A 20,659-nucleotide genomic window follows, 5' to 3' on the forward strand; every position below is an offset into this window, starting at 1 on the left:
GTGAGGAATTAGGCTGATTAAGCCTGAATACCGGTGATTTTGATCTCGGTGTACCACTGGCGGTGGCCCATACGCTTCATGTGGTGCTTACGGCGACGGAACTTGATGATGCGGACTTTATCGTGACGACCTTGGGAGATCACTTCAGCCACAACGGTAGCGCCAGGAACAACTGGAGCGCCGATATTCACGTCGTCGCCATTGGCAACCAACAGAACGCGATCAAAAGTTACGGATTCGCCGGTAGCGATTTCCAGTTTTTCGATCTTCAGGTATTCACCTGGAGCAACTTTGTACTGCTTGCCACCAGTAACGATTACTGCATAAGACATGGTATTTCTCCGATAATCCTGCTCACCCAGCTCTTTATAAGAAGAGGTATTGGCTGGCATGGCTGCATAAGGCTGGAAGGCCTGTTTGCAATTGCGTAAGGCAGGTGCTGCCCAGGAAGTTCAGGGTGCGCGATTGTACGCAAGCTACTCTGGCGTTGCAAGTGGCCGTCCATCGCGCCTTGACAGGCCCGGACGTGGGTCCTAGCATGCCGCGCAACCCTTCTGGAGCAACTGTCGCTGATGCAACCCCAAGCTTTCTACCGCGCGGTGGCGGACGATTTTAGCGCCGTCGACGGCATCATCAAGAAGCAGCTGACTTCCCGAGTGCCGCTGGTATCGAAAATCGGCGACTACATTACCTCGGCTGGCGGCAAACGCCTGCGTCCCTTGCTCGTGCTGCTGTGCGGCAAGGCACTGGGCCGCGAAGGCGATGACCTGCGCCTGCTGGCCGCGACCATCGAGTTTCTGCACACCGCCACCCTGCTGCACGACGACGTCGTCGACATGTCCGGCATGCGCCGTGGCCGTTCGACCGCCAATGCCATGTGGGGCAACGCGCCGAGCGTGCTGGTGGGCGACTTCCTGTATTCGCGTTCTTTCGAAATGATGGTCGAACTGGGCTCCATGCCGGTAATGAAGATCCTTTCGCAAGCCACGCGCATCATCGCTGAAGGCGAGGTGCTACAGCTGTCGAAGGTCCGCGACGCCAGCACCACCGAAGAAACCTACATGGAAGTCATTCGCGGCAAAACCGCGATGCTCTTCGAGGCTTCGACCCACAGCGCCGCAGCCCTGGCCGGCGCCTCGCTGGAACAGAGCGAAGCGCTACGCACCTTCGGCGATCACCTGGGCGTGGCCTTCCAACTGGTCGATGACCTGCTGGACTACCGTGGCGATGCCGAGACTCTGGGCAAGAACGTCGGTGACGATCTGGCCGAGGGCAAGCCGACGCTGCCGCTGATCTACACCATGCGCGAAGGCACTCCGGAGCAGGCCGCACTGGTTCGTCAGGCGATCCAGAAAGGTGGCATCGAAGACCTGGAAAGCATTCGCGAAGCGGTCGAAGCTTCCGGCTCGCTGGATTACACCGCGCAACTGGCCCGCGACTACGTGGCCCGTGCGATCAAGTGCCTCGGCGCCCTGCCCGCCAGCGAATACCGGGATGCGCTGGTGGAATTGAGTGAGTTTGCGGTCGCTCGCACGCACTGATATTCACAGCAAAATCAAAAGATCGCAGCCTTCGGCAGCTCCACATGGGTACACCAAGGAGCTGCCGAAGGCTGCGATCTTTTGCTGTTCGCTCCCTCCTGCGATAAATCCCTATATAATGTGCGCTTTTTAGCCATCCTGAATCCAAGGAGCTTTAGTGAGCACGTTGCCACCCTGCCCGAAATGCAATTCCGAATACACCTACGAAGACGGCGCACAGCTGATCTGCCCGGAGTGCGCCCATGAGTGGTCCGCCACTGGCGAAGCCGAAGTAGCGTCCGACGATACCGTGAAAAAGGACTCGGTCGGCAATGTGCTGCAGGACGGCGATACCATCACCGTGATCAAGGACCTCAAGGTCAAAGGCACTTCCCTGGTGGTCAAGGTCGGCACCAAGGTCAAGAACATCCGCCTGTGCGATGGCGACCACGACATCGACTGCAAGATCGACGGCATCGGCCCGATGAAACTCAAATCCGAGTTCGTCAGAAAAGTCTGAGCCCGCTGTATTCCATCCCGCGCCCTGCGTGGGATGGTGCTTTGCCCTTCCCACCTCACCCAGCACTCCTCGCAATAGCCAAACGCCAGCCCGTTTTGACCTTACGCAATCCTTACCCGATAAAAAACGCAAACCGCCAATAGGCCCTTGCTATTTAATGAATAGGAATTATTCTCATTGAACCCAATCAATGGAGATGAGACCCATGACTTATTTGATCGATGCCTGGCTGGACCGCCCACATCCCTACCTCAGAATCCTGCATCGGGAAACCGGGGAAGTCTGTGCGGTGCTTGAAGAAGAAGCCTTGAACGAGCTGCAGGATCAGGGTGATCTGGACGTCAACGGCCTGAGTTCCAGCGAGCCGGTGGTGCTCAAGGAACTGGTGCGCAATCTGTTTCTGTTTTGCTATGCCCGGGCGTTGCGCCCGAGTCATGATCTGAATACCAAGTTCGAGGTATGAAGATCATTTGTAAAAATGCCGGAGCTGGCCCTGCAGGAGCGGGCCAGCTCCAACACCGGGATTACAGAACGTCGAGCAGTTCGACGTCGAATACCAGTACGCTGTGCGGCGGAATGCTGCCTACGCCTTGAGCGCCGTAAGCCAGTTCGCTCGGCACGTACAGACGCCATTTGCTGCCCGCGTTCATCAGTTGCAGGGCTTCGGTCCAGCCAGCGATAACGCCGCCTACCGGGAATTCTGCAGGCTGGCCGCGCTCGTAGGAGCTGTCGAACACAGTGCCGTCGATCAGAGTGCCGTGGTAGTGAGTGCGCACTTGATCTTCACGGGTTGGCTTGGCGCCTTCACCTTGAGCCAGCACTTCAAATTGCAGGCCCGAAGCCAGAGTAGTGATGCCTTCACGCTTGGCGTTTTCAGCCAGGAAAGCCAGACCTTCGCCAGCAGCAGCTTCAGCCTTGGCAGCCGCTTCAGCTTGCATGATCTCGCGGATCACTTTGAAGCTGGCTGACATTTCTTCCTGACCCACACGGCTTGGCTTGCCGGCGAACGCGTCGGTCAGACCCGCCAGGATTGCGTCCAGGCTCACGCCCGGTGGCGGATTGTCACGCAGCTGGTCGCCCAACTGACGGCCAATGCCGTAGCTGACGCGGGTTTCATCGGTGGACAGATTTACTTCGGACATGACACTGCTCCGCTGTGCGGACGGCCCTGGAACTTGCCGTGCGTGCACAGCGCATCCCGGAGCGCCCGGAATCAAAAGGGCGAGCAGACTAGCACAGATGCCGCCACGTTGATGAGCGGCGTCAGCCCTGTTACGCAGAACGGAAGGTGCTCGGTAATTTCGGACTTTCCTCGGCGCTGGTACCGCACATTTCATCATGGGCCGAGGTACATACAACGTTGAATGGCTTGGGACAGTCGTGAAGCACTTCACGCGCATGCTCGACCGACCGCAGCTGCAATGTCTCGCCATGAGCATCGAGCACTGGATGCGCCGCACCATGCATCCGAGCCTCCAGCACGTAGAACACGCCTTCCATCGAGATCAGGTTCAACTCATCGATCTTTCCGGCGATGGCAAACGCATTCAACTCTTGCAGGTTCATGAGCGCACCTCACGCAGTGGAGAGCCAGGGTTCTTACAGGGATATGCCTCGACGCGCCAAAGTACAAGCCACAAACGACACCGCCCGTCTGTTTCGCAACAGACGGGCGGTGCGGTGGACCGAGTAAGGGCGGATCAGTGCTTGGTCAGCTTGTCCAGATAACCCATGGCAAACGCCGACACCACGAAGGTCATGTGGATGATCACGTACCACTGCAAATGCTCCGGATCGACGTTCTTGGCGTCCATGAAAATCCGCAGCAAGTGGATCGACGAAATTGCCACGATGGAAGCCGCGACCTTCATCTTCAACGAAGACGAATCCATGGTGCCCAACCAGTTGAGCTTCTCCTTGCTGTCGTCGATATCCAGTTCGGAAACGAAGTTCTCGTAACCGGAGATCATCACCATCACCAGCAAGCCGCCTACCAGCGCCATGTCGATCAGCGACAACAACACCAGAATCAGATCCGACTCGGCCATCGAGAACACGTTAGGGATGACGTGGATGACTTCCTGGAAGAATTTCAGTGCCAACGCCAGCAAGCCCAGCGACAAACCGAAATAGATCGGCGCCAGCAACCAGCGGGAGGCGTACATTGTATTTTCGATAAAGCGTTCCATTGAATCTCACACAAGGGGCTGGAAATGGCGGCGAGTATAACAGCCGCCTGTTACACCCAGAAACCGCCGGAAAATCCGCAACCTGCGTGTGTGTGACAAAGTTTTTCTGCTAGTGTCCAGATCAATGACAGGTCAGCGACATCGGACAGGAAAACTGGAAATGGATGTGCGATTGCCCTTAACGAGTGCAGGACTTTGCCTCGCATTGCTGCTCGGTGGTTGTTCACCCAGCGATGAGAAACGCCAAGTCAGCCTCGAAGAAAAGACCGCGCAGTTCGAAAAGTCTCTGGAGGCGATCAAGGATCCGAAACTCAAGGACGTCGTGACCGAACTCGGCGGTTCACTGCTGCTGCTCGAGCGTGCGCAACTCAAGCTCGACAGTAAACCGGTGGTCACCGAATACGGCGAAGATGCCCTCGCCGTATTCAAGCACTACCCCACGCCCCAGGCGCTGGTCGACACTTACATCAACGGGCTGTTCGTGCTGCACAAGGAGTCCAGCTCGGATTACCTGACCGATCTGCAACCAGTATTCCCCCTCCACTTCAACGCCCCTGGCGCATTCCTTTTCCCTCATGACCTGGAATGGCAATCGGTGACCCTCAGCAACAAGCGCGTCATCGCGTTTCAGCCGGAATGGTCGGAAACCGATCCCGGCATTCAGCTGAGCCCGTCGAGCTCCAACCTGACCAACCCCGATGACTTGACGGTGACCTACCCCTTCATCGAAGGCCTGGGTGTGGACAAAAAGCACCTGCCACAACCAGTGAGCCTGCAAGGCAAGGTGGAGGTCATCGCCCCACGCCGAATCTACAGCTTCGACCTGACAAAAAAGGACGTCGGCCAGACGCGCACCAATGACAACCTCAGTGTCACGCTGCTGAAGCTTGAAAAAAACCATGCCGAAATCGAATTCAGTAACAGCGCCCCACCGGCCCCCGAGGTTCGCGATACACCGCCCAACTCGCTGATCGTTCAGGCCAGGGACAGCACCGGGCAATTCCTCTCGCGCTCGGGCGCGATCAATGAAACCGCCACGCAAATTGCGTTCTATCAAAAACAACTGGCGCAAATGCAACAGCAGAAAGCCTGGAGCGAAGCGTTCGAAAAACAGCTCGAGGACGACCAGCGTGCCTTTGAAAAACAACAAACCCGACAGTATGCCAAGGTGTACTTCAATGGACCGATCGACACGCTCGAAGTCAGCCTGCTGGATTTCTCGGCGGTCACGGTGACCCGCAAGAACCTGGACCTGCCAGTACGCCGCTTCGACCCGCACACGACGGAAAAAACCATCCAGCCACTGACCTTGCCCGTGGTGGTATACGACGACCAGGCTGCGACCTGGCTCAAGGGTGCGACGCTGGACGAGAACCAACTGAAAAAAAGCATCAGTATCAGCCAGTCGATCGATGACCCGAGCGCCGCGCGCATCGATTTCGATCACCCCAGAAGTTTCAATGATGAACTGCTCGGCACCTCGTTCAATCCCGGCGAAAGTCCCGTGACGTTCTTTACCCAAGACAGCAATGGCCGGCGCGATGGGCCGATCGAGCTGCCACCGGAGGCGTATCAGGTCGACCCGCTACGCGGCAGCATCACCTACGATCTGAATCTGTTTGCAGAAACTCCGGCCTACGCGGTCGGCTCCATGCCGCTGTTCCTGGCGACTGTCGACAAGCAAACCTACGACGCCCACCAACTGCCCAAGGGCCTGGCGCTCAAAGGGAATGAGTTGGTGGTTGATCTGAAGCTGTTCCCCGACCAGGACTGGCGCTTTTTCGCCAAGGACGACAGTGGCAACTATCTGAAGGAGATTCTTTCGGTCAGTCACGACGCGAACGCGCAAGGTCCGGGGTTATTCGCAGTGCATTACTTCTACGGCCAGCCCACACGTCTGGAAACTTATCAGCGAACCAACCTCACCACCGTGCAATACGGTTTCGAGGTCAAACTCGACAAGACCGAGCCAGGTAACCTGGATCAATAGCCTGGATCAGCCTTCAGGTCGAAACCCGGGACCGGCAAGGTTGTGGAAACGGCCACCGTTGATCTCTCGCAACTGGGCTTGCAGGTGCAGGCACCAGATTTGCGGGTCATCGGCCAGCTCGTAGCCATGCAGGGTCAGACTTTCGACGATGGTGTCGAGGATCGATTCAGCCACGACCGGCCCACGGAACGGGCCTTGAGCCTTGATGGCTGAAGGTTGCTCGCCGGCCATTCCGGCGGCAAAAAGCAAGGTCCACATGCCCGTATCTCCCGCCAGCGGGCGGATAGCACATTCGATACGGGTCACAAGGCCCAGGCATTGACGGGTGAGGCAGAGGTTGCGCGACATGGCGGCGACCCTCGGTAGATCCGGTATTCAGCCTCCACGGGAAGGCTGTCTCGATCCAGTGATAACTGTCGATATCCTTGAGCAGAGAATAGAAGAAAAGTTCAGCTCGCACGCGGCCCGCAGCCAGAAGGCGCCGAGTGGTCGCCGTGCAAATATTGACGCCAGAGATGTGACGAGGGGGCTTGCTCCGTTGGGCTGCGAAGCGGCCCCGAAATTTATCAGACAGACCTCATCGCCGATTTGACGACTGCTACGCAGCCGAACGGGGCGGTGCGGCGGTCCGACAAGCTCCCTCGCCACAGGGAGCCTCCTCAGTTTCGAGATTGACTCAGGCCGGTTTGACTTCCAGCAAGGCTTCCTGCGCCAACTCTTTTTCGGCCTCCTTGAGGTCTTCGTCGCTGACCATTTCCGCGATCACCCGCAAGCGTTCCACCACCCGCGCGTTGACGCTGCCCTCGGGAAAGTCGCCATTCTCATCCGGCGTACCGGCCGGCTCGCCGACCAGCAGGCTCAGGGCTTCGTCGGCCTGGCGCACCGCGTAGACATGGAACTGCCCCGCGCGCACCGCCGCCAGCACCTTCTCGTCAAGCATCAGCGTGGCGACGTTGGCCTGAGGAATGATCGCTCCCTGCTCGCCCGTCAGGCCGCGAGCCTCGCAGAGCCGGAAGAAGCCTTCGATCTTCTCGTTGACCCCGCCTACCGCCTGCACTTCACCGAACTGGTTGATCGAACCGGTAATCGCAAAGCACTGCTTGAGTGGAGTTTTCGACAAGGCCGAGATCAGCGTGCAGGCCTCGCCCAACGATGCGCTGTCGCCGTCGACGTAACCGTAGGACTGCTCCAGGGCGATGCTTGCGGAAATCGCCAACGGGAATTCCTGGGCATAGCGGCTGCCCAGGTACCCGGTGAGGATCATCACGCCTTTGGAGTGAATCGGCTGGCCGAGGTTGACCTCGCGCTCGATGTCGACGATGCCGCTGCCGCCCGGATACACCGTGGCGGAAATCCGCGCCGGTATCCCGAAGGCCGAATCGCCGACTTCCAGTACCGTCAGCCCGTTGCACTTGCCGACCGCCGCGCCATCGGTGTCGATCAGAATGATCCCGGCCAGCATGTCATCGAGAATCCGCGCCGAAACTCGTCCGGTACGGGTAGCCTTGGCCTTGAGCGCACGCTCGATGTGCCCGGCGTCAGTCATCTCGTCACCCGCCAGGTCACGAATGAAATCCGCCTCGCTGACCAGTTGGAACAGATCGCCGATCCGTGCCGACAAACGTCCCTGGTGCTCGGCCAGACGTGCGCTGTAAGTCGCCAGACGCGCCACCGCATCCGCGGTCAGCGGCGCCATGCCTTCTTCCGAGGTACGGGTTTTGAGCAACTGGGCGAACTGCTCCAGGCTTTCGTCGACCATCGGAATGTCTTCGTCGAAATCCACCAGGACGCGGAACATCTCCTGGAAGTCCGGATCGAGGTCTTGCAGCGTGTAGTAGAGCTGCCGGGCGCCGATGATCACGACTTTGACCTGCAACGGAATGTGTTGCGGCGTCAGCGTCACGGTGGCCAGACGGCCCAGCTCACCCAGCGGGGATTCCATTTTCAGCTTGCGCGATTGCAAGGCACGCTTGAGCGCATCCCACACGAATGGCTCGCTGAGCATTTTTTCCGCTTCGAGGATCAGGAAACCGCCGTTGGCCCGGTGCAATGCACCCGGTCGCAACTGCCGATAGGTGGTGTAGAGCGCGCCCTGATCGGTGCTGTATTCGATGCGGCCGAACAGGTTGTCGTAGGTCGGGTGCGGCTCGAACACCACCGGCGCACCGCCGCTGTGCGGATGCCCGACCACCAGGCTCGGGGCGTATTGCTCTTCAAGCAATTTGCGGGCGATGGCGTCGGTCTTGCTGTCATCCACCAGTTGCTCGACCACCGTTTTGAGCAGGTACACCTGCATCGCTTGCAAGTAACCGCAAACCCCTGCGTTTTCCGCATACTTTTCCGACAGCGGCGCCAGCAAGGGCTGCAAGGCCAGGGTGATGGTTTCTTCGTTGAGCTGGCGCAGCTGATTGCTCGACTCGCGCTTCCATTGCGGCAGGCTGGCGAGCTCTTCGTTCAACCGCTCTTCGAGCCCGGAAATGTCATCGTGAAAGCGCTCGCGCTCGGCTTCCGGCAACTGGGCGAATTCCGCCTCATCCAGGGCCTTGCCTTCGCTCATCGGGGTGAAGGCAATGTTGCTGCTGTCGCGGTAGAGCGCGACGTCTTTCTCCAGCGCCAGACGCTCGATCACATCCAGCGCACGGTCATAACGCTGGTTGAACGCACGGTCGATGGCGCTTTTCTTCTGCTGGTAGGACGGGTGCTCGAATACTGCCGGAAAGGTCGCCAGCAGGTTGTCGATCAAGCCGTTGATGTCACCGATAAAAGCCCCGGCGGTGCCCGACGGCAATTCCAGGGCGCGAGGCTCGCGAGGCTCATCGAAATTATTGACGTAGACCCAGTCGGCCGGGGTCTGCAGGCGTTTGCCTTCGGCCTTGAGGTAGCGTTTGACGAACGAAAACCGGCCGGTGCCGGGCTCGCCCATGACGAACACGTTGTAACCGGGGCGCGGCATGGCCACACCGAACTGCAAGGCTTCGACCGCACGTTCCTGGCCAAGCACACCGCGGAAGGGCTCCAGATCATTGGTGGTAGAGAAGCTGAACTGTTCAGCGGAAAACGGACGGGTCAGCGCTTCAGGCGCTAGACGCAAGCTGGCAGCAACAGGATCAGGCATCGGGCTTCCTTACATCAGGCGGGGCAGATAACGGCATTCTGGCGCTGCCCGTACCCACTGGCAAGGCGCACCTCAAGCCAAAGCTTAGACAAGCCCCCATCCACGGGCCGCGCGGGTCAAAATCAAGGTTTTCAGGGAATGTTTCGCAAAAAATCACGGAACCCCTGGAACCTGCCTAAACTCCAAACTGCGCGGCTGGAACGAATAACCGGCCCACTGGCACCATTAGGGGCCAGCACCCTGTCCATTGGTATGCACACAAAGAGAACATAGCTATGAAACGGATTCTTCTTGGTACTCTCTTCACCGTTGTATCCATCAACGCCATGGCTCAGGCGCCAGGCGGTCCGGACTGCGGTTGGGGCAACATGCTGTTCGAAGGTCAGCGTGGCACCCCGGCACACTTCCTGGCATCCACCACCAACGGCACCTCCGGTAATGCAACTTTCGGCATGACCTCCGGCACCAACGGTTGCTCGACCAATGCGGCGCTGACCTATGGCGGCAAATCCTGGATTGCCATGAATGGCATGATGAACGAGCTGTCCGAAGACATGGCTAAAGGTCAGGGCGAAGCGCTGACCACTTACGCCGTGGTACTGGGCGTGGCGCCGGAAGACCGTGCGCACTTCGCCGCCGTGACTCATCAACACTTCCAGCAAATTTTCAGCAAGGCTGACGTGACCGCTGAAGACGTGCATACCAATACCCTGGCCGTATTGAAGAACGATCCTCGTCTGGCCAAGTACGCCACTCAAGCTTAAGCTCGACCCGTCCCGCTCTCTTTGGGGAGCGGGTTTTATTTTTTTGACCCCGGCCCTTTTGGCCTGCCCCTTTGGGTCTTTGTTTCTTTCGACTTAAGTTGCTCACTATGCTCAAACGCCTTGCCTGGCTGGCGCTCTGTGTCTGCGCCCCGCTGTCCGCCGCGCCCCACATCGACAATCAACGTTTGCAGCAACTGGCCAACGACCCCTTCTGGATTTCCCTGGGTCATTACGAAACCGCCAAGCTCGGTGGCTGGCGCAGCTATGTCAGCGACAAGAAATTCTTTCTCGCCCCCGACGGCAACGAACACCCCGACCGCGAACTGGCGGCGACCGTACAGGCACTGTATGCGCCGGCCAGTGCCGGCGAGCAACATGCGCAATGCGTCTATCCGGCCCGTACTCGCTGGCTCAAGGCGCAACTTGACCTGACGGATCTGCCGTCGCTGGACTGTGCTGAATTCAAGCAATGGTTCAAGGACGTTTCACCCCACAGTGCGGTGATGATTTTCCCGGCCGCCTACCTGAACAGCCCGTCATCGATGTTCGGCCATACCTTGCTGCGCATCGATCAGGCCGATGTGCAGCGCGACAAGACCTCGCTGCTCAGTTACGCGATCAACTTCGGCGCCTATATCGAAGGGTCGGACAACAGCATTTTGTACGCGTGGAAAGGCCTGATGGGTGGTTATCCCGGGCTGTTTGCACTGGTGCCCTATCAGGAAAAACTCTCGGAATACCGTAGCCTCGAAAACCGCGACCTGTGGGAATACCGCCTGAACCTGACCCAGCAGGAAACCGAGCGCATGGTCGAGCATGTCTGGGAGCTCAAGCAGATCCAGTTCGACTACTTCTTCTTCGATGAAAACTGCTCCTATCGCCTGCTAGAGCTGCTGCAGGTGGCGCGGCCGGGCCTGAAGCTGACCGATCAGTTCCCGTTGACCGCCATTCCCACCGACACCGTCAAAGCGGTGAAACAGGCCGGGCTGGTGGAGTCGATCGAATATCGCCCGTCCCGCGAGCGTGAACTGCTGAGCCGCGCGCAGCCGTTGACCGATGAAGAGCAGCAGTGGGTGCTGAAAATCAGCGCCGATCAGAAGCAATTGCAGGAACCGGCGTTCAAGGCGCAACCGCGCGAGCGTCAGGCGTTGATCATCGACGCGGCCTATCGTCTGGAGCGTTATCGCGCCAACGGCCAGGAACGTGACCCGCAACGGGCTCAGCGCAGTTTCGAATTACTGCGCGCGATCAATCAGAACCCGCCTCCTGAACTGGACATTGCGCGACCTGGCTTGCCCGAGGATGGCCACGAGTCCCGCACCTGGCAGGCCGGCATCGGCACCCGGGGTGACCAAGCCTTCGGCGAATATGGCCTGCGCATGGCCTACCACGACCTCAACGACAACGCCGAAAGCTTCCCCCTTGGCGCACAGATCGAAATCCTGCAGATGAAGCTGCGCCAATACGAAGGCAATCACTGGCAGTTGCAGCAACTGGACCTGGCGACCATCCGCTCCCTGACCCCGCGCAACGCGCTGTTGCAGCCGCTGTCGTGGCAAGTCACCGGCGGCCTGGAGCGTGTGCCGGGCAAGCACGATGACGAAACCCTGGTCAGTCATGTCAACGGTGGTGGTGGCGGGACCTGGCAACTGAGCGACGACATGCTCGGGTTCGCCTTGGGCACCGTGCGCGTGGAGCACAACAACGATTTCGCGGGCTTCATTGCCCCGGCAGCGGGCTTCAACAGCGGTTTGCTGTGGAAAAACCCGCTGGGGAATTTCAGCCTGGAAGCCAAGGGCGATTACTTCACCAACGGCGAAGTGCGCCGGAGCATGAGCCTGAATCAGCAGTGGGAGTTGTCGCGCAACCTCGGGCTGCGCCTGAGTGCCCAACGCGAATTCAGCCACCTGGCATCACCTGAAAACGAAGTGATGCTTGAAGTGAAGTGGTATCACTATTGATCTTTTGACCCTTCTTTCACTCCCATCCGACAAATCCGCTTCTAGACTTCCCCTATAGGCCGTTGAACGGCCCTGGAGTCCGAGATGTGGCGTTGCGTGGGTGTGTTGGGGTTGTTGCTATTGATTACAGGGTGCCAGTCGACTCACGAGGATCTGATCGCCAAAGGGTATCCGCCGGCGTTCGCCGATGGCTTCGATGACGGTTGCAGCAGTGGCCGGCAAGCCGCCGGGGCAATCACCGGTGAATTTCGCAAAAATGTCCCACGCTACCTCAAGGACAAGCAATACGCAGAAGGCTGGACCGATGGCTTGCGTCAATGCCAGGCCATGCGGGAAAGCGAGGATCGCAACGAGTACAGGGAACGCCATTGGGATGAGCGCGAAAGGGCCTGGCAACGAGAGAAAGACCGGGACGCCGCGCGAGCCTATCGCTCGCAATAAGTCGTTTACAGACATTCGTCGAAACTTAAAGCACGCGACCATGGCCCAAACCCTATAACGGGAGAACAACATGAGTCGCGCCTTCGTCAATGAAGATAACGCTGCCGCGCAAGCCGACCTGCCAGTCGAACGACAGGTCAGCGCGCAGCCCAATTACGTCACACCCGCCGGGCTCGCGCAGCTTCAGGCGAAAGTCGCCGTGCTGCAAAGCCTGCTCGACGAGGAAAGCGCCAAAGGTGACCTGGCCGACAAGCAGCGCCAGGCCGACCTCGATCGCGACTGGCGCTACTTCAAGCAGCGCCTGCAAAGCGCACAGGTGGTCGCACAAGCCTCCTCGACCGACAAAGTGCAGATTGGCAATTGGGTGACCTTTGCCGACGAGCACGATCATGAACAGCGCGTGCAATTGGTCGGAGAAGACCAGGCGGATGCCGCCCATGGACTGATCAATTGGAGTTCACCGCTGGGACGGGCATTACTGGGTGCGCACGTAGGCGATGAAGTGTCGTGGAAGCGGCCGGTGGGGGATATGGTGATTGAGGTGCTGGCTATAGAGATCGGGTGAGTCCGATGGCGCCTTCGCTGTAGGAGCGAGGCTTGCTCGCGAAGGCCACACCGCGGTGCCACTGAAAACCCATAAAAAAACGGAGCCCCCGAACGAAGGCTCCGTTTTTTTATGCAGCCAACCTGAAATCAGGCCAGTTTCTTGTGCCGTACCCGGTGTGGCTGGGAGGCCGCTTCGCCGAGGCGCTTCTTGCGATCGGCTTCGTACTCGGTGTAGTTGCCTTCGAAGAACACCGCTTGCGAGTCGTCTTCGTACGCCAGGATGTGAGTCGCGACGCGGTCAAGGAACCACCGATCGTGAGAGATCACAATGGCGGCGCCCGGGAAGTCCAGCAAGGCTTCTTCCAGGGAACGCAGGGTTTCAACGTCGAGGTCGTTGGACGGTTCGTCGAGCAGCAGGACGTTGCCGCCCTCTTTCAGGGTCAGGGCCAGGTGCAAGCGACCACGCTCACCACCGGACAGGTCCTTGACGAACTTCTGCTGATCGCCACCCTTGAAGTTGAAACGACCGACGTAGGTACGCGACGGGATCTCGTAGTTGCCGATGCGAATCTGGTCGGAACCGTCGGAGATCTGCTGGAACACAGTCTTACTGCCATCCAGGTCTTCACGGCTCTGGTCGACGCACGCCAGTTGCACGGTTTCGCCGACTTCGATGCTGCCCGAGTCCGGCGTTTCCTTGCCCATCAGCATGCGGAACAGGGTCGATTTACCGGCACCGTTACCGCCGATCACGCCAACGATGGCGCCTTTAGGCATGGAGAACGACAGATTGTCGATCAACACGCGATCGCCGTAGCCCTTGGTGACGTTCTTGAACTCGATGACCTTGTCGCCCAGGCGTGGACCGGCCGGGATGTAGATCTCGTTGGTTTCGCTGCGCTTCTGGAATTCCTGCGATTGCATTTCTTCGAAGCGTTGCAGACGAGCCTTGGACTTGGACTGGCGGGCCTTGGCGCCTTTACGCACCCACTCCAGCTCTTCCTTCATGGCCTTTTCGTGAGCCGATTGCTGCTTGGATTCGGCAGCCAGACGATCGGACTTGGCTTCGAGCCAACCCGAATAGTTGCCCTCGTACGGGATACCGGCGCCGCGGTCGAGTTCGAGGATCCAGCCGGCAACGTTGTCCAGGAAGTAACGGTCGTGCGTGATCGCAACCACGGTGCCCGGGAAATCGTGCAGGAAGTGCTCCAGCCAGGCGACGGAGTCGGCGTCCAGGTGGTTGGTTGGTTCGTCGAGCAGCAGCATGTCCGGGGCGGACAGCAGCAGGCGGCACAGGGCCACACGACGCTTTTCACCACCGGAAAGATGTTCAACCCTGGCATCCCAGGCCGGCAGACGCAGCGCATCGGCAGCGACTTCCAGTTGGCGATCCAGGTTGTGGCCATCGCTGGCCTGCAGGATGGCTTCAAGTTTGGCTTGCTCTGCAGCCAGCTTGTCGAAGTCGGCATCCGGATCGGCGTAGGCCGCGTAGACCTCGTCCAGTCGCGCCTGGGCGTCCTTGATCACGCTGACCGCTTCCTCGACCACTTCACGCACGGTCTTGGTCGGGTCCAGGATCGGTTCTTGCGGCAGGTAGCCGATGTTCAGGTCCGGCATCGGACGGGCTTCACCGTCGAACTCGGTGTCGACGCCTGCCATGATTTTCAGCAGCGTGGACTTACCCGAACCGTTGAGACCGAGGACGCCGATTTTGGCGCCGGGGAAGAACGACAGCGAAATGTTTTTCAGGATTTCCCGCTTCGGCGGAACAACTTTGCCCAGCCGATGCATGGTGAAGACGTATTGAGCCATGGAGAACCTAGGGTCAGTGACTGATGAATGATTGGAGCGCAGGCGATGCCCGGCCAGGCCATGCGCGTCGTTCGTTTGATGGGTATCAAGGCGTGCGCGCTGAAAAAAACCTGAGTCTAGGAGCTGGAACGCTCCCGCGTAACCGGCAAAGCTACCTCATTGACAGAAGGCAGTCCAGCCGAGCGGGGCTGGCACTTCGCCACAACTCAAGGCATGCTAGCCGCCCTTCGGGCGTCCGGCTTATAGTGCACGCCGCGCCAGTCCAGCCAAACCGCAGGATTACAGTTTGTCCAATGTCACTCCGCCACCGTCCGCGAGCGTGCTCAACCCTGGGCTCGGCTCGCCCCTGCGCGGAAGCTTGAAGGGCGCGCTGGCGACTCTCGTGCTGTTGCTGCTCGCACTGCTGTTCTGGCAGTTGCTGGATCAACTGCGCGAAACCCAGAAAAACCAGCGCCAGTACACCATCAACTACACCGCCGACCTGGCTTCGCAAGTCAGCCTCAACATGGCGCTCAACGCCCAGATCGCCCTTAATCTGCTACCGATCGTCGAACAACCGCAAAGCGCCGACGAACAGCAGACATTGCTGCGCAAACTGCAACAGTCGCTGCCCGACCTGCGCAGCCTGGCGCTGCTCAGCCCCTCCGGGAAAGTCCTGAGTGACAGCGCCGTCGACAGCCAGGACGCCAACTACCTGAGCGAACTGGTCCAGCGCAGTCGCGCCCAGGCCCACTATTTCAGCAATGCCGATGACGGCTCGGTGGTGCACCTGCTCCTGCACCAGGCCAGCGGCAGTACTCGCGGCTACTGGGCCCTGCGCCTGACACCGACATTTTTTTCTTCATTGACCAAACAGGGCGACGCCGGCCTTCGCCCCCTGTGGCTGGTGGAAAACCGCATCAATCATCAGATCATCAGTCGCGATGACGCCCTGCCTTCAGCCAAACCCGCGGCGCTGACACCCGACGAACTGACCAACAGCGTATTGATCGTCCCCCTGAGCAGCAGCGACTGGCAACTGCGCGGGCTGTTCGACCGGCAACGGGTGATCGAACAACTGCTGCCGGCATTCATCGGCAAATGCCTGCTGGGCCTGGCCTTCTCACTGTTACCGTTCATCGCTTTGCTGAACATTCGTCGCCGCCAACGCCAACTGCATGAAGGCCGCCGACGCTATCAGGACATCTTCGAAGGCACCGGTGTTGCCCTGTGCGTGCTGGACCTGTCCGGGCTCAAAAGCTTTTTCGACAAGGCGCAACTCACCAGCAGCGAGCAGCTGAGAACCTGGCTCGGGATACCGGAGCAACGCCAGCAACTGTTGCAGGAACTGCGCATCACCGAGGTCAACCAGGTCGCCCTGCAACTGCTCAACGTCAATTCCTGCGATCAGGCCTGGAAACTACTGATCAACGGCTGCCCACTGGACTGCACGGCCATCGGCAATCAAGTGCTCGAAGCGGTGCTCCACCAGCAGAAACAGCTTGAGCTGGAAATCAAGCTTCAGGACGCCAATGGCCGCGACCAGCACTTGTGGCTCGTGCTGCGCCTGCCGGAAGATCAGCCCGACCATAGAGCGGTGATCCTGAGCATCAGCGACATCACCAGCCGCAAACTCATTGAGCTTTCGCTGCTGGAGCGCGAAGGATTCTGGTCCGATGTGGTGCGCACCGTGCCGGATCACCTGTATGTGCAAGACGTGATCAGCCAGCGGATGATCTTCAGCAACCATCACCTGGGGCAGACGCTGGGTTACAACCGCACCGAGCTGCACCAGATGGGCGAGTACTTCTGGGAAATCCTCTTGCACCCGGAAGATGCCGACTACTACCACCGCTCTCGCCAATCTCAGCGTCAGGCGGGTTACACCCAATTGCTGCAGTGCCAGCTGCGCTTCCGTCATCGCGATGGCAAATGGCGGCGTTTCGATATTCGCGAACAGGCCCTGGCGCGGGACAAGCACGATCAGGTCACGCGCATCATCGGTGTGGCCAAGGACATCACCGAGCAGATCGAAGCCAGTGAATCCCTGCGCGACAGCGAGCAGCGCTACCGGATGCTCGCCGAAAGTATCAGCGACGTGATTTTCTCCACTGACAGCAAGATGGCGCTCAACTACGTCAGCCCTTCGGTGCAAGCGGTGCTGGGCTTCGACGCCGACTGGATATTCCAGAACGGCTGGCAATCGACCATCGCCAACCCGCAACAACTGAGCGGCATCTACAGCCTGATGGACCGGGTCAGCAAAGCGCTGGATAAACCCGATCAACTGACACTGCTGCGCAGTCAGGTGCAGACCCAACTGTTTTTGTTCGACTGCCTGCGGGCCGACGGACGCAAGATCCCTATCGAGTTGCGTCTGGTTTTGGTCTGGGACGAACACGGCGCCTTCGAAGGTGTGCTCGGGGTCGGTCGCGACATCAGCCAGCAACGCCGGGCCGAGAAAGACCTGCGCATGGCGGCCACGGTATTCGAGCACTCCACCTCGGCGATTCTGATCACTGACCCGGCCGGCTATATCGTCCAGGCCAACGAGGCCTTCAGTCGCGTCAGCGGCTATGCGGTGTCCCAGGTGCTCGATCAGTTGCCGAACATGCTCACCGTCGACGAGCAGCAGGAAACTCATCTGCGCTACGTGCTCAAGCAATTGCATCAGCACAGCACCTGGGAAGGCGAAGTCTGGCTCAAGCGTCGCAACGGCGAGCACTATCCGGCCTGGGTCGGGATTACGGCGGTGCTCGACGACGAAGGCGATCTGGCCAGTTATGTGTGTTTCTTCAGCGACATCAGCGAACGCAAGGCCAGTGAGCAACGGATTCACCGCCTCGCCTATTACGACGCCCTGACCCACCTGCCCAACCGCACGCTGTTCCAGGATCGCCTGCACACTGCGCTGCAATCGGCCGAACGGCAGAAGTCCTGGGTGGTGCTGATGTTCCTCGACCTGGACCGCTTCAAGCCGATCAACGACTCCCTGGGTCATGCCGCCGGCGACCGCATGCTCAAGGAAATGGCCACGCGCCTGCTCGGCTGCGTCGACGATGACGACACCGTGGCGCGCATGGGCGGTGATGAGTTCACATTGCTGCTGCAACCCCGGGTCAACCGCGAGATCGCGCTGAACCGAGCCATTCACGTGGCCGAACAGATCCTCGCCAGCCTGGTGAAGCCGTTCGTGCTCGAAGGCCGCGAGTTCTTCGTCACCGCCAGTATCGGCATCGCCCTGAGTCCTCAGGACGGTAGCGAACTCAGTCAGCTGATGAAGAACGCCGACACCGCGATGTACCACGCCAAGGAACGCGGCAAGAACAACTTCCAGTTCTATCAGGCCGACATGAACGCCAGCGCCCTGGAGCGTCTGGAGCTGGAAAGCGACTTGCGCCACGCTCTGGAACAAAACGAATTCGTGCTGTACTACCAGCCGCAATTCAGCGGCGACGGCAAACGCCTGACCGGCGCCGAAGCCCTGCTGCGCTGGCGCCATCCGCGCCGCGGCCTGGTGCCGCCAGGGGACTTCATTCCGGTGCTCGAAGAGCTCGGGCTGGTGGTGGATGTCGGCGACTGGGTGATCGGTGAGGCCTGTCGTCAACTCAAGACCTGGCACCAGGCCAAGGTGCGGGTGCCGAAGGTCTCGGTGAATATTTCGGCCCGGCAGTTCTCCGACGGGCAGCTCGGCACGCGGATCGCCACCATCCTCAGGGAAACCGGCCTGCCGCCGGCGTGCCTGGAGCTGGAGCTGACCGAAAGTATCCTGATGCGTGAAGTCAGCGAGGCGATGCAGATCCTCGCCGGACTGAAAAACCTCGGCCTGAGCATTGCGGTCGACGACTTCGGCACCGGTTATTCATCGCTCAACTACCTCAAGCAATTCCCGATCGATGTGCTGAAAATCGACCGCACCTTCGTTGATGGCCTGCCGTCGGGCGAGCAGGATGCGCAGATTGCCCGGGCGATCATCGCCATGGCCCACAGCCTCAATCTGGCGGTAATCGCCGAGGGCGTGGAAACCCACGAACAGCTCGACTTCCTGCGCGAGCATGGCTGCGATGAGGTTCAGGGCTACCTGTTCGGCCGCCCGATGCCGGCCGGCCGGTTCGAAGCGCAGTTCAGCAATGATGCGTTGTTCATGTTCGACTGAGTTTCAGAGTGCTGCGGACGGCCCCATCGCGGGCAAGCCCGCTCCCACAGTTTTTTGGGTGAACCCAAGATTTTTGACCACTGAAGATCCCTGTGGGAGCGGGTTTGCCCGCGATGAGGCCCGCACGATCACCGCTGATCCCGTCATGAAGCCCACTTGTCTGCGACATGATGTCCTTTCATATGCCATCTAAAAGCGGTTGGGTTAGAATGCCTCCCTTTTCTGCCCCGATCCTTGAGGACCGCCATGTTCAGCCGTGATTTGACTATTGCCAAGTTCGACGCCGATCTTTTTGCCGCCATGGAGCAAGAAGCTCAGCGCCAGGAAGAACACATTGAGCTGATCGCTTCGGAAAACTACACCAGCCCTGCGGTGATGGAAGCTCAAGGCTCGGTACTGACCAACAAGTACGCCGAAGGCTACCCGGGCAAGCGCTACTACGGTGGTTGCGAGTTCGTCGATATCGTCGAACAACTGGCCATCGACCGCGCCAAAGAGCTGTTCGGCGCCGATTACGCCAACGTTCAGCCGCACGCCGGTTCGCAAGCCAACAGCGCCGTTTACCTGGCTCTGCTGCAAGCGGGCGACACCATTCTGGGCATGAGCCTGGCTCACGGTGGTCACCTGACCCACGGTGCCAGCGTTTCTTCCTCCGGCAAGCTGTACAACGCCGTTCAGTACGGCATCGATGCCAATGGCCTGATCGACTACGACGAAGTCGAGCGTCTGGCCGTTGAGCACAAGCCGAAAATGATCGTGGCCGGTTTCTCTGCCTACTCGCAGGTTCTGGACTTCCCACGCTTCCGCGCTATCGCTGACAAGGTTGGTGCTTACCTGTTCGTCGACATGGCCCACGTGGCCGGTCTGGTCGCCGCTGGCGTCTACCCGAACCCGGTGCCTTTCGCTGACGTGGTGACCACCACCACCCACAAAACCCTGCGCGGTCCACGTGGCGGCCTGATCCTGGCTCGCGCCAACGCCGACATCGAGAAGAAGCTGAACTCCGCAGTATTCCCGGGCGCCCAGGGCGGCCCGCTGGAGCACGTGATCGCTGCCAAGGCGATCTGCTTCAAGGAAGCGCTGCAGCCTGAGTTCAAGGCCTACCAGCAACAAGTGGTGAAAAACGCCCAGGCCATGGCCGGCGTGTTCATCGAGCGCGGTTTCGACGTGGTGTCGGGCGGTACTCAGAACCACCTGTTCCTGCTGTCGCTGATCAAGCAGGAAATCTCCGGTAAAGACGCCGACGCTGCACTGGGCAAAGCGTTCATCACCGTGAACAAGAACTCGGTACCGAACGATCCACGCTCCCCGTTCGTCACCTCCGGCCTGCGTTTCGGTACCCCGGCTGTGACCACTCGCGGCTTCAAGGAAGCAGAGTGCAAAGAGCTGGCCGGCTGGATCTGCGACATCCTGGCTGACCTGAACAACGAAGCGGTGATCGACGCCGTTCGTGAGAAGGTCAAGGCCATCTGCAAGAAACTGCCGGTGTACGGCGCTTAATTGCCCCGCTAAACCGCAGCAATGAAAAAACCGGCCAGTGATGGCCGGTTTTTTTTCGTCCGCCATAAAGATCAATTGGGGTCGGCACCACTGGTCAGACCGGTCATGCCAATTTTGCTGAGTCCCCTTGTAATCCTGAAAAAATCCAGCGTAGACTGCGCCTGCA

General features: G+C 59.5%; 17 protein-coding genes. 10 read left to right on the top strand and 7 right to left on the bottom strand.

The window, feature by feature from the left end:
* Window positions 1–17: 17 nt before the first annotated feature.
* Window positions 18–332, bottom strand: a complete 315-nt coding sequence (gene rplU, locus PGR6_RS24605) for a 50S ribosomal protein L21 (RefSeq protein WP_007901869.1) — start codon at window positions 330–332, stop codon at window positions 18–20.
* A 240-nt stretch (window positions 333–572) separates the two neighbouring features.
* On the opposite strand from rplU, the gene PGR6_RS24610 reads away from it, so the two are divergent.
* The 3 genes from PGR6_RS24610 to PGR6_RS24620 all read left to right on the top strand — a co-directional run bounded on the left by PGR6_RS24610 (window position 573) and on the right by PGR6_RS24620 (window position 2,503).
* Window positions 573–1,541 carry a polyprenyl synthetase family protein gene (locus PGR6_RS24610; protein ID WP_018925881.1) on the top strand — a complete coding sequence of 323 codons (969 nt, stop codon included), beginning with the start codon at window positions 573–575 and terminating at the stop codon, window positions 1,539–1,541.
* A 157-nt stretch (window positions 1,542–1,698) separates the two neighbouring features.
* A complete protein-coding gene (locus PGR6_RS24615; protein ID WP_018925880.1) occupies window positions 1,699–2,040 on the top strand; it encodes a zinc ribbon domain-containing protein YjdM in 342 nt (113 codons plus the stop codon).
* A 205-nt stretch (window positions 2,041–2,245) separates the two neighbouring features.
* A complete protein-coding gene (locus tag PGR6_RS24620) occupies window positions 2,246–2,503 on the top strand; it encodes a PA4570 family protein (protein WP_018925879.1) in 258 nt (85 codons plus the stop codon).
* A gap of 61 nt (window positions 2,504–2,564) precedes the next feature.
* Here the strand turns inward: PGR6_RS24620 and PGR6_RS24625 are convergent, their stop codons facing one another.
* The 3 genes from PGR6_RS24625 to PGR6_RS24635 all read right to left on the bottom strand — a co-directional run bounded on the left by PGR6_RS24625 (window position 2,565) and on the right by PGR6_RS24635 (window position 4,229).
* Window positions 2,565–3,182, bottom strand: a complete 618-nt coding sequence (locus tag PGR6_RS24625) for an FKBP-type peptidyl-prolyl cis-trans isomerase (RefSeq protein WP_064620462.1) — start codon at window positions 3,180–3,182, stop codon at window positions 2,565–2,567.
* 130 nt (window positions 3,183–3,312) lie between these two features.
* Entirely contained in the window at window positions 3,313–3,606 is a 294-nt protein-coding gene (locus PGR6_RS24630; protein WP_018925878.1) for a DUF6482 family protein, read from the bottom strand.
* Window positions 3,607–3,740: 134 nt separating this feature from the next.
* Window positions 3,741–4,229, bottom strand: a complete 489-nt coding sequence (locus PGR6_RS24635) for a TIGR00645 family protein (RefSeq protein WP_007938436.1) — start codon at window positions 4,227–4,229, stop codon at window positions 3,741–3,743.
* A 160-nt stretch (window positions 4,230–4,389) separates the two neighbouring features.
* Between PGR6_RS24635 and PGR6_RS24640 the strand changes: the two genes are divergently transcribed.
* Entirely contained in the window at window positions 4,390–6,219 is a 1,830-nt protein-coding gene (locus PGR6_RS24640; RefSeq protein WP_064620465.1) for a hypothetical protein, read from the top strand.
* A gap of 6 nt (window positions 6,220–6,225) precedes the next feature.
* Here PGR6_RS24640 and PGR6_RS24645 read toward each other — a convergent pair whose 3' ends face one another.
* A complete protein-coding gene (locus tag PGR6_RS24645; RefSeq protein WP_019581273.1) occupies window positions 6,226–6,567 on the bottom strand; it encodes a PA4575 family protein in 342 nt (113 codons plus the stop codon).
* 328 nt (window positions 6,568–6,895) lie between these two features.
* Window positions 6,896–9,334, bottom strand: coding sequence for a Lon protease family protein (locus PGR6_RS24650; RefSeq protein WP_018925874.1), 2,439 nt, complete (start codon window positions 9,332–9,334; stop codon window positions 6,896–6,898).
* A gap of 275 nt (window positions 9,335–9,609) precedes the next feature.
* Between PGR6_RS24650 and PGR6_RS24655 the strand changes: the two genes are divergently transcribed.
* The 4 genes from PGR6_RS24655 (at window position 9,610) to PGR6_RS24670 (ending at window position 13,065) form a co-directional block, all read left to right on the top strand.
* The gene (locus PGR6_RS24655; protein WP_018925873.1) at window positions 9,610–10,098 is read left to right on the top strand and encodes a DUF3015 domain-containing protein; all 489 of its coding nucleotides are present in this window, start codon (window positions 9,610–9,612) and stop codon (window positions 10,096–10,098) included.
* Between the two features lie 107 nt (window positions 10,099–10,205).
* Entirely contained in the window at window positions 10,206–12,059 is a 1,854-nt protein-coding gene (locus PGR6_RS24660; RefSeq protein ID WP_064620468.1) for an Lnb N-terminal periplasmic domain-containing protein, read from the top strand.
* An 84-nt stretch (window positions 12,060–12,143) separates the two neighbouring features.
* On the top strand, window positions 12,144–12,500 hold the full coding sequence (locus tag PGR6_RS24665) for a hypothetical protein (protein ID WP_064620471.1): 357 nt from the start codon (window positions 12,144–12,146) through the stop codon (window positions 12,498–12,500).
* 70 nt (window positions 12,501–12,570) lie between these two features.
* Window positions 12,571–13,065: a GreA/GreB family elongation factor gene (locus tag PGR6_RS24670; protein ID WP_064620474.1), complete on the top strand. Its 495-nt coding sequence runs from the start codon at window positions 12,571–12,573 to the stop codon at window positions 13,063–13,065.
* 128 nt (window positions 13,066–13,193) lie between these two features.
* On the opposite strand, the gene ettA is transcribed toward PGR6_RS24670, so the two are convergent.
* Complete coding sequence (gene ettA / locus PGR6_RS24675; RefSeq protein ID WP_018925869.1) at window positions 13,194–14,858, bottom strand: energy-dependent translational throttle protein EttA; 1,665 nt, start codon at window positions 14,856–14,858, stop codon at window positions 13,194–13,196.
* 286 nt (window positions 14,859–15,144) lie between these two features.
* On the opposite strand from ettA, the gene PGR6_RS24680 reads away from it, so the two are divergent.
* On the top strand, window positions 15,145–18,993 hold the full coding sequence (locus PGR6_RS24680; RefSeq protein WP_064620477.1) for a sensor domain-containing protein: 3,849 nt from the start codon (window positions 15,145–15,147) through the stop codon (window positions 18,991–18,993).
* A 246-nt stretch (window positions 18,994–19,239) separates the two neighbouring features.
* A complete protein-coding gene (gene glyA / locus PGR6_RS24685) occupies window positions 19,240–20,493 on the top strand; it encodes a serine hydroxymethyltransferase (RefSeq protein WP_018925867.1) in 1,254 nt (417 codons plus the stop codon).
* Window positions 20,494–20,659: the final 166 nt, after the last annotated feature.

Source organism: Pseudomonas sp. GR 6-02 (assembly GCF_001655615.1).
GTDB lineage: Bacteria > Pseudomonadota > Gammaproteobacteria > Pseudomonadales > Pseudomonadaceae > Aquipseudomonas.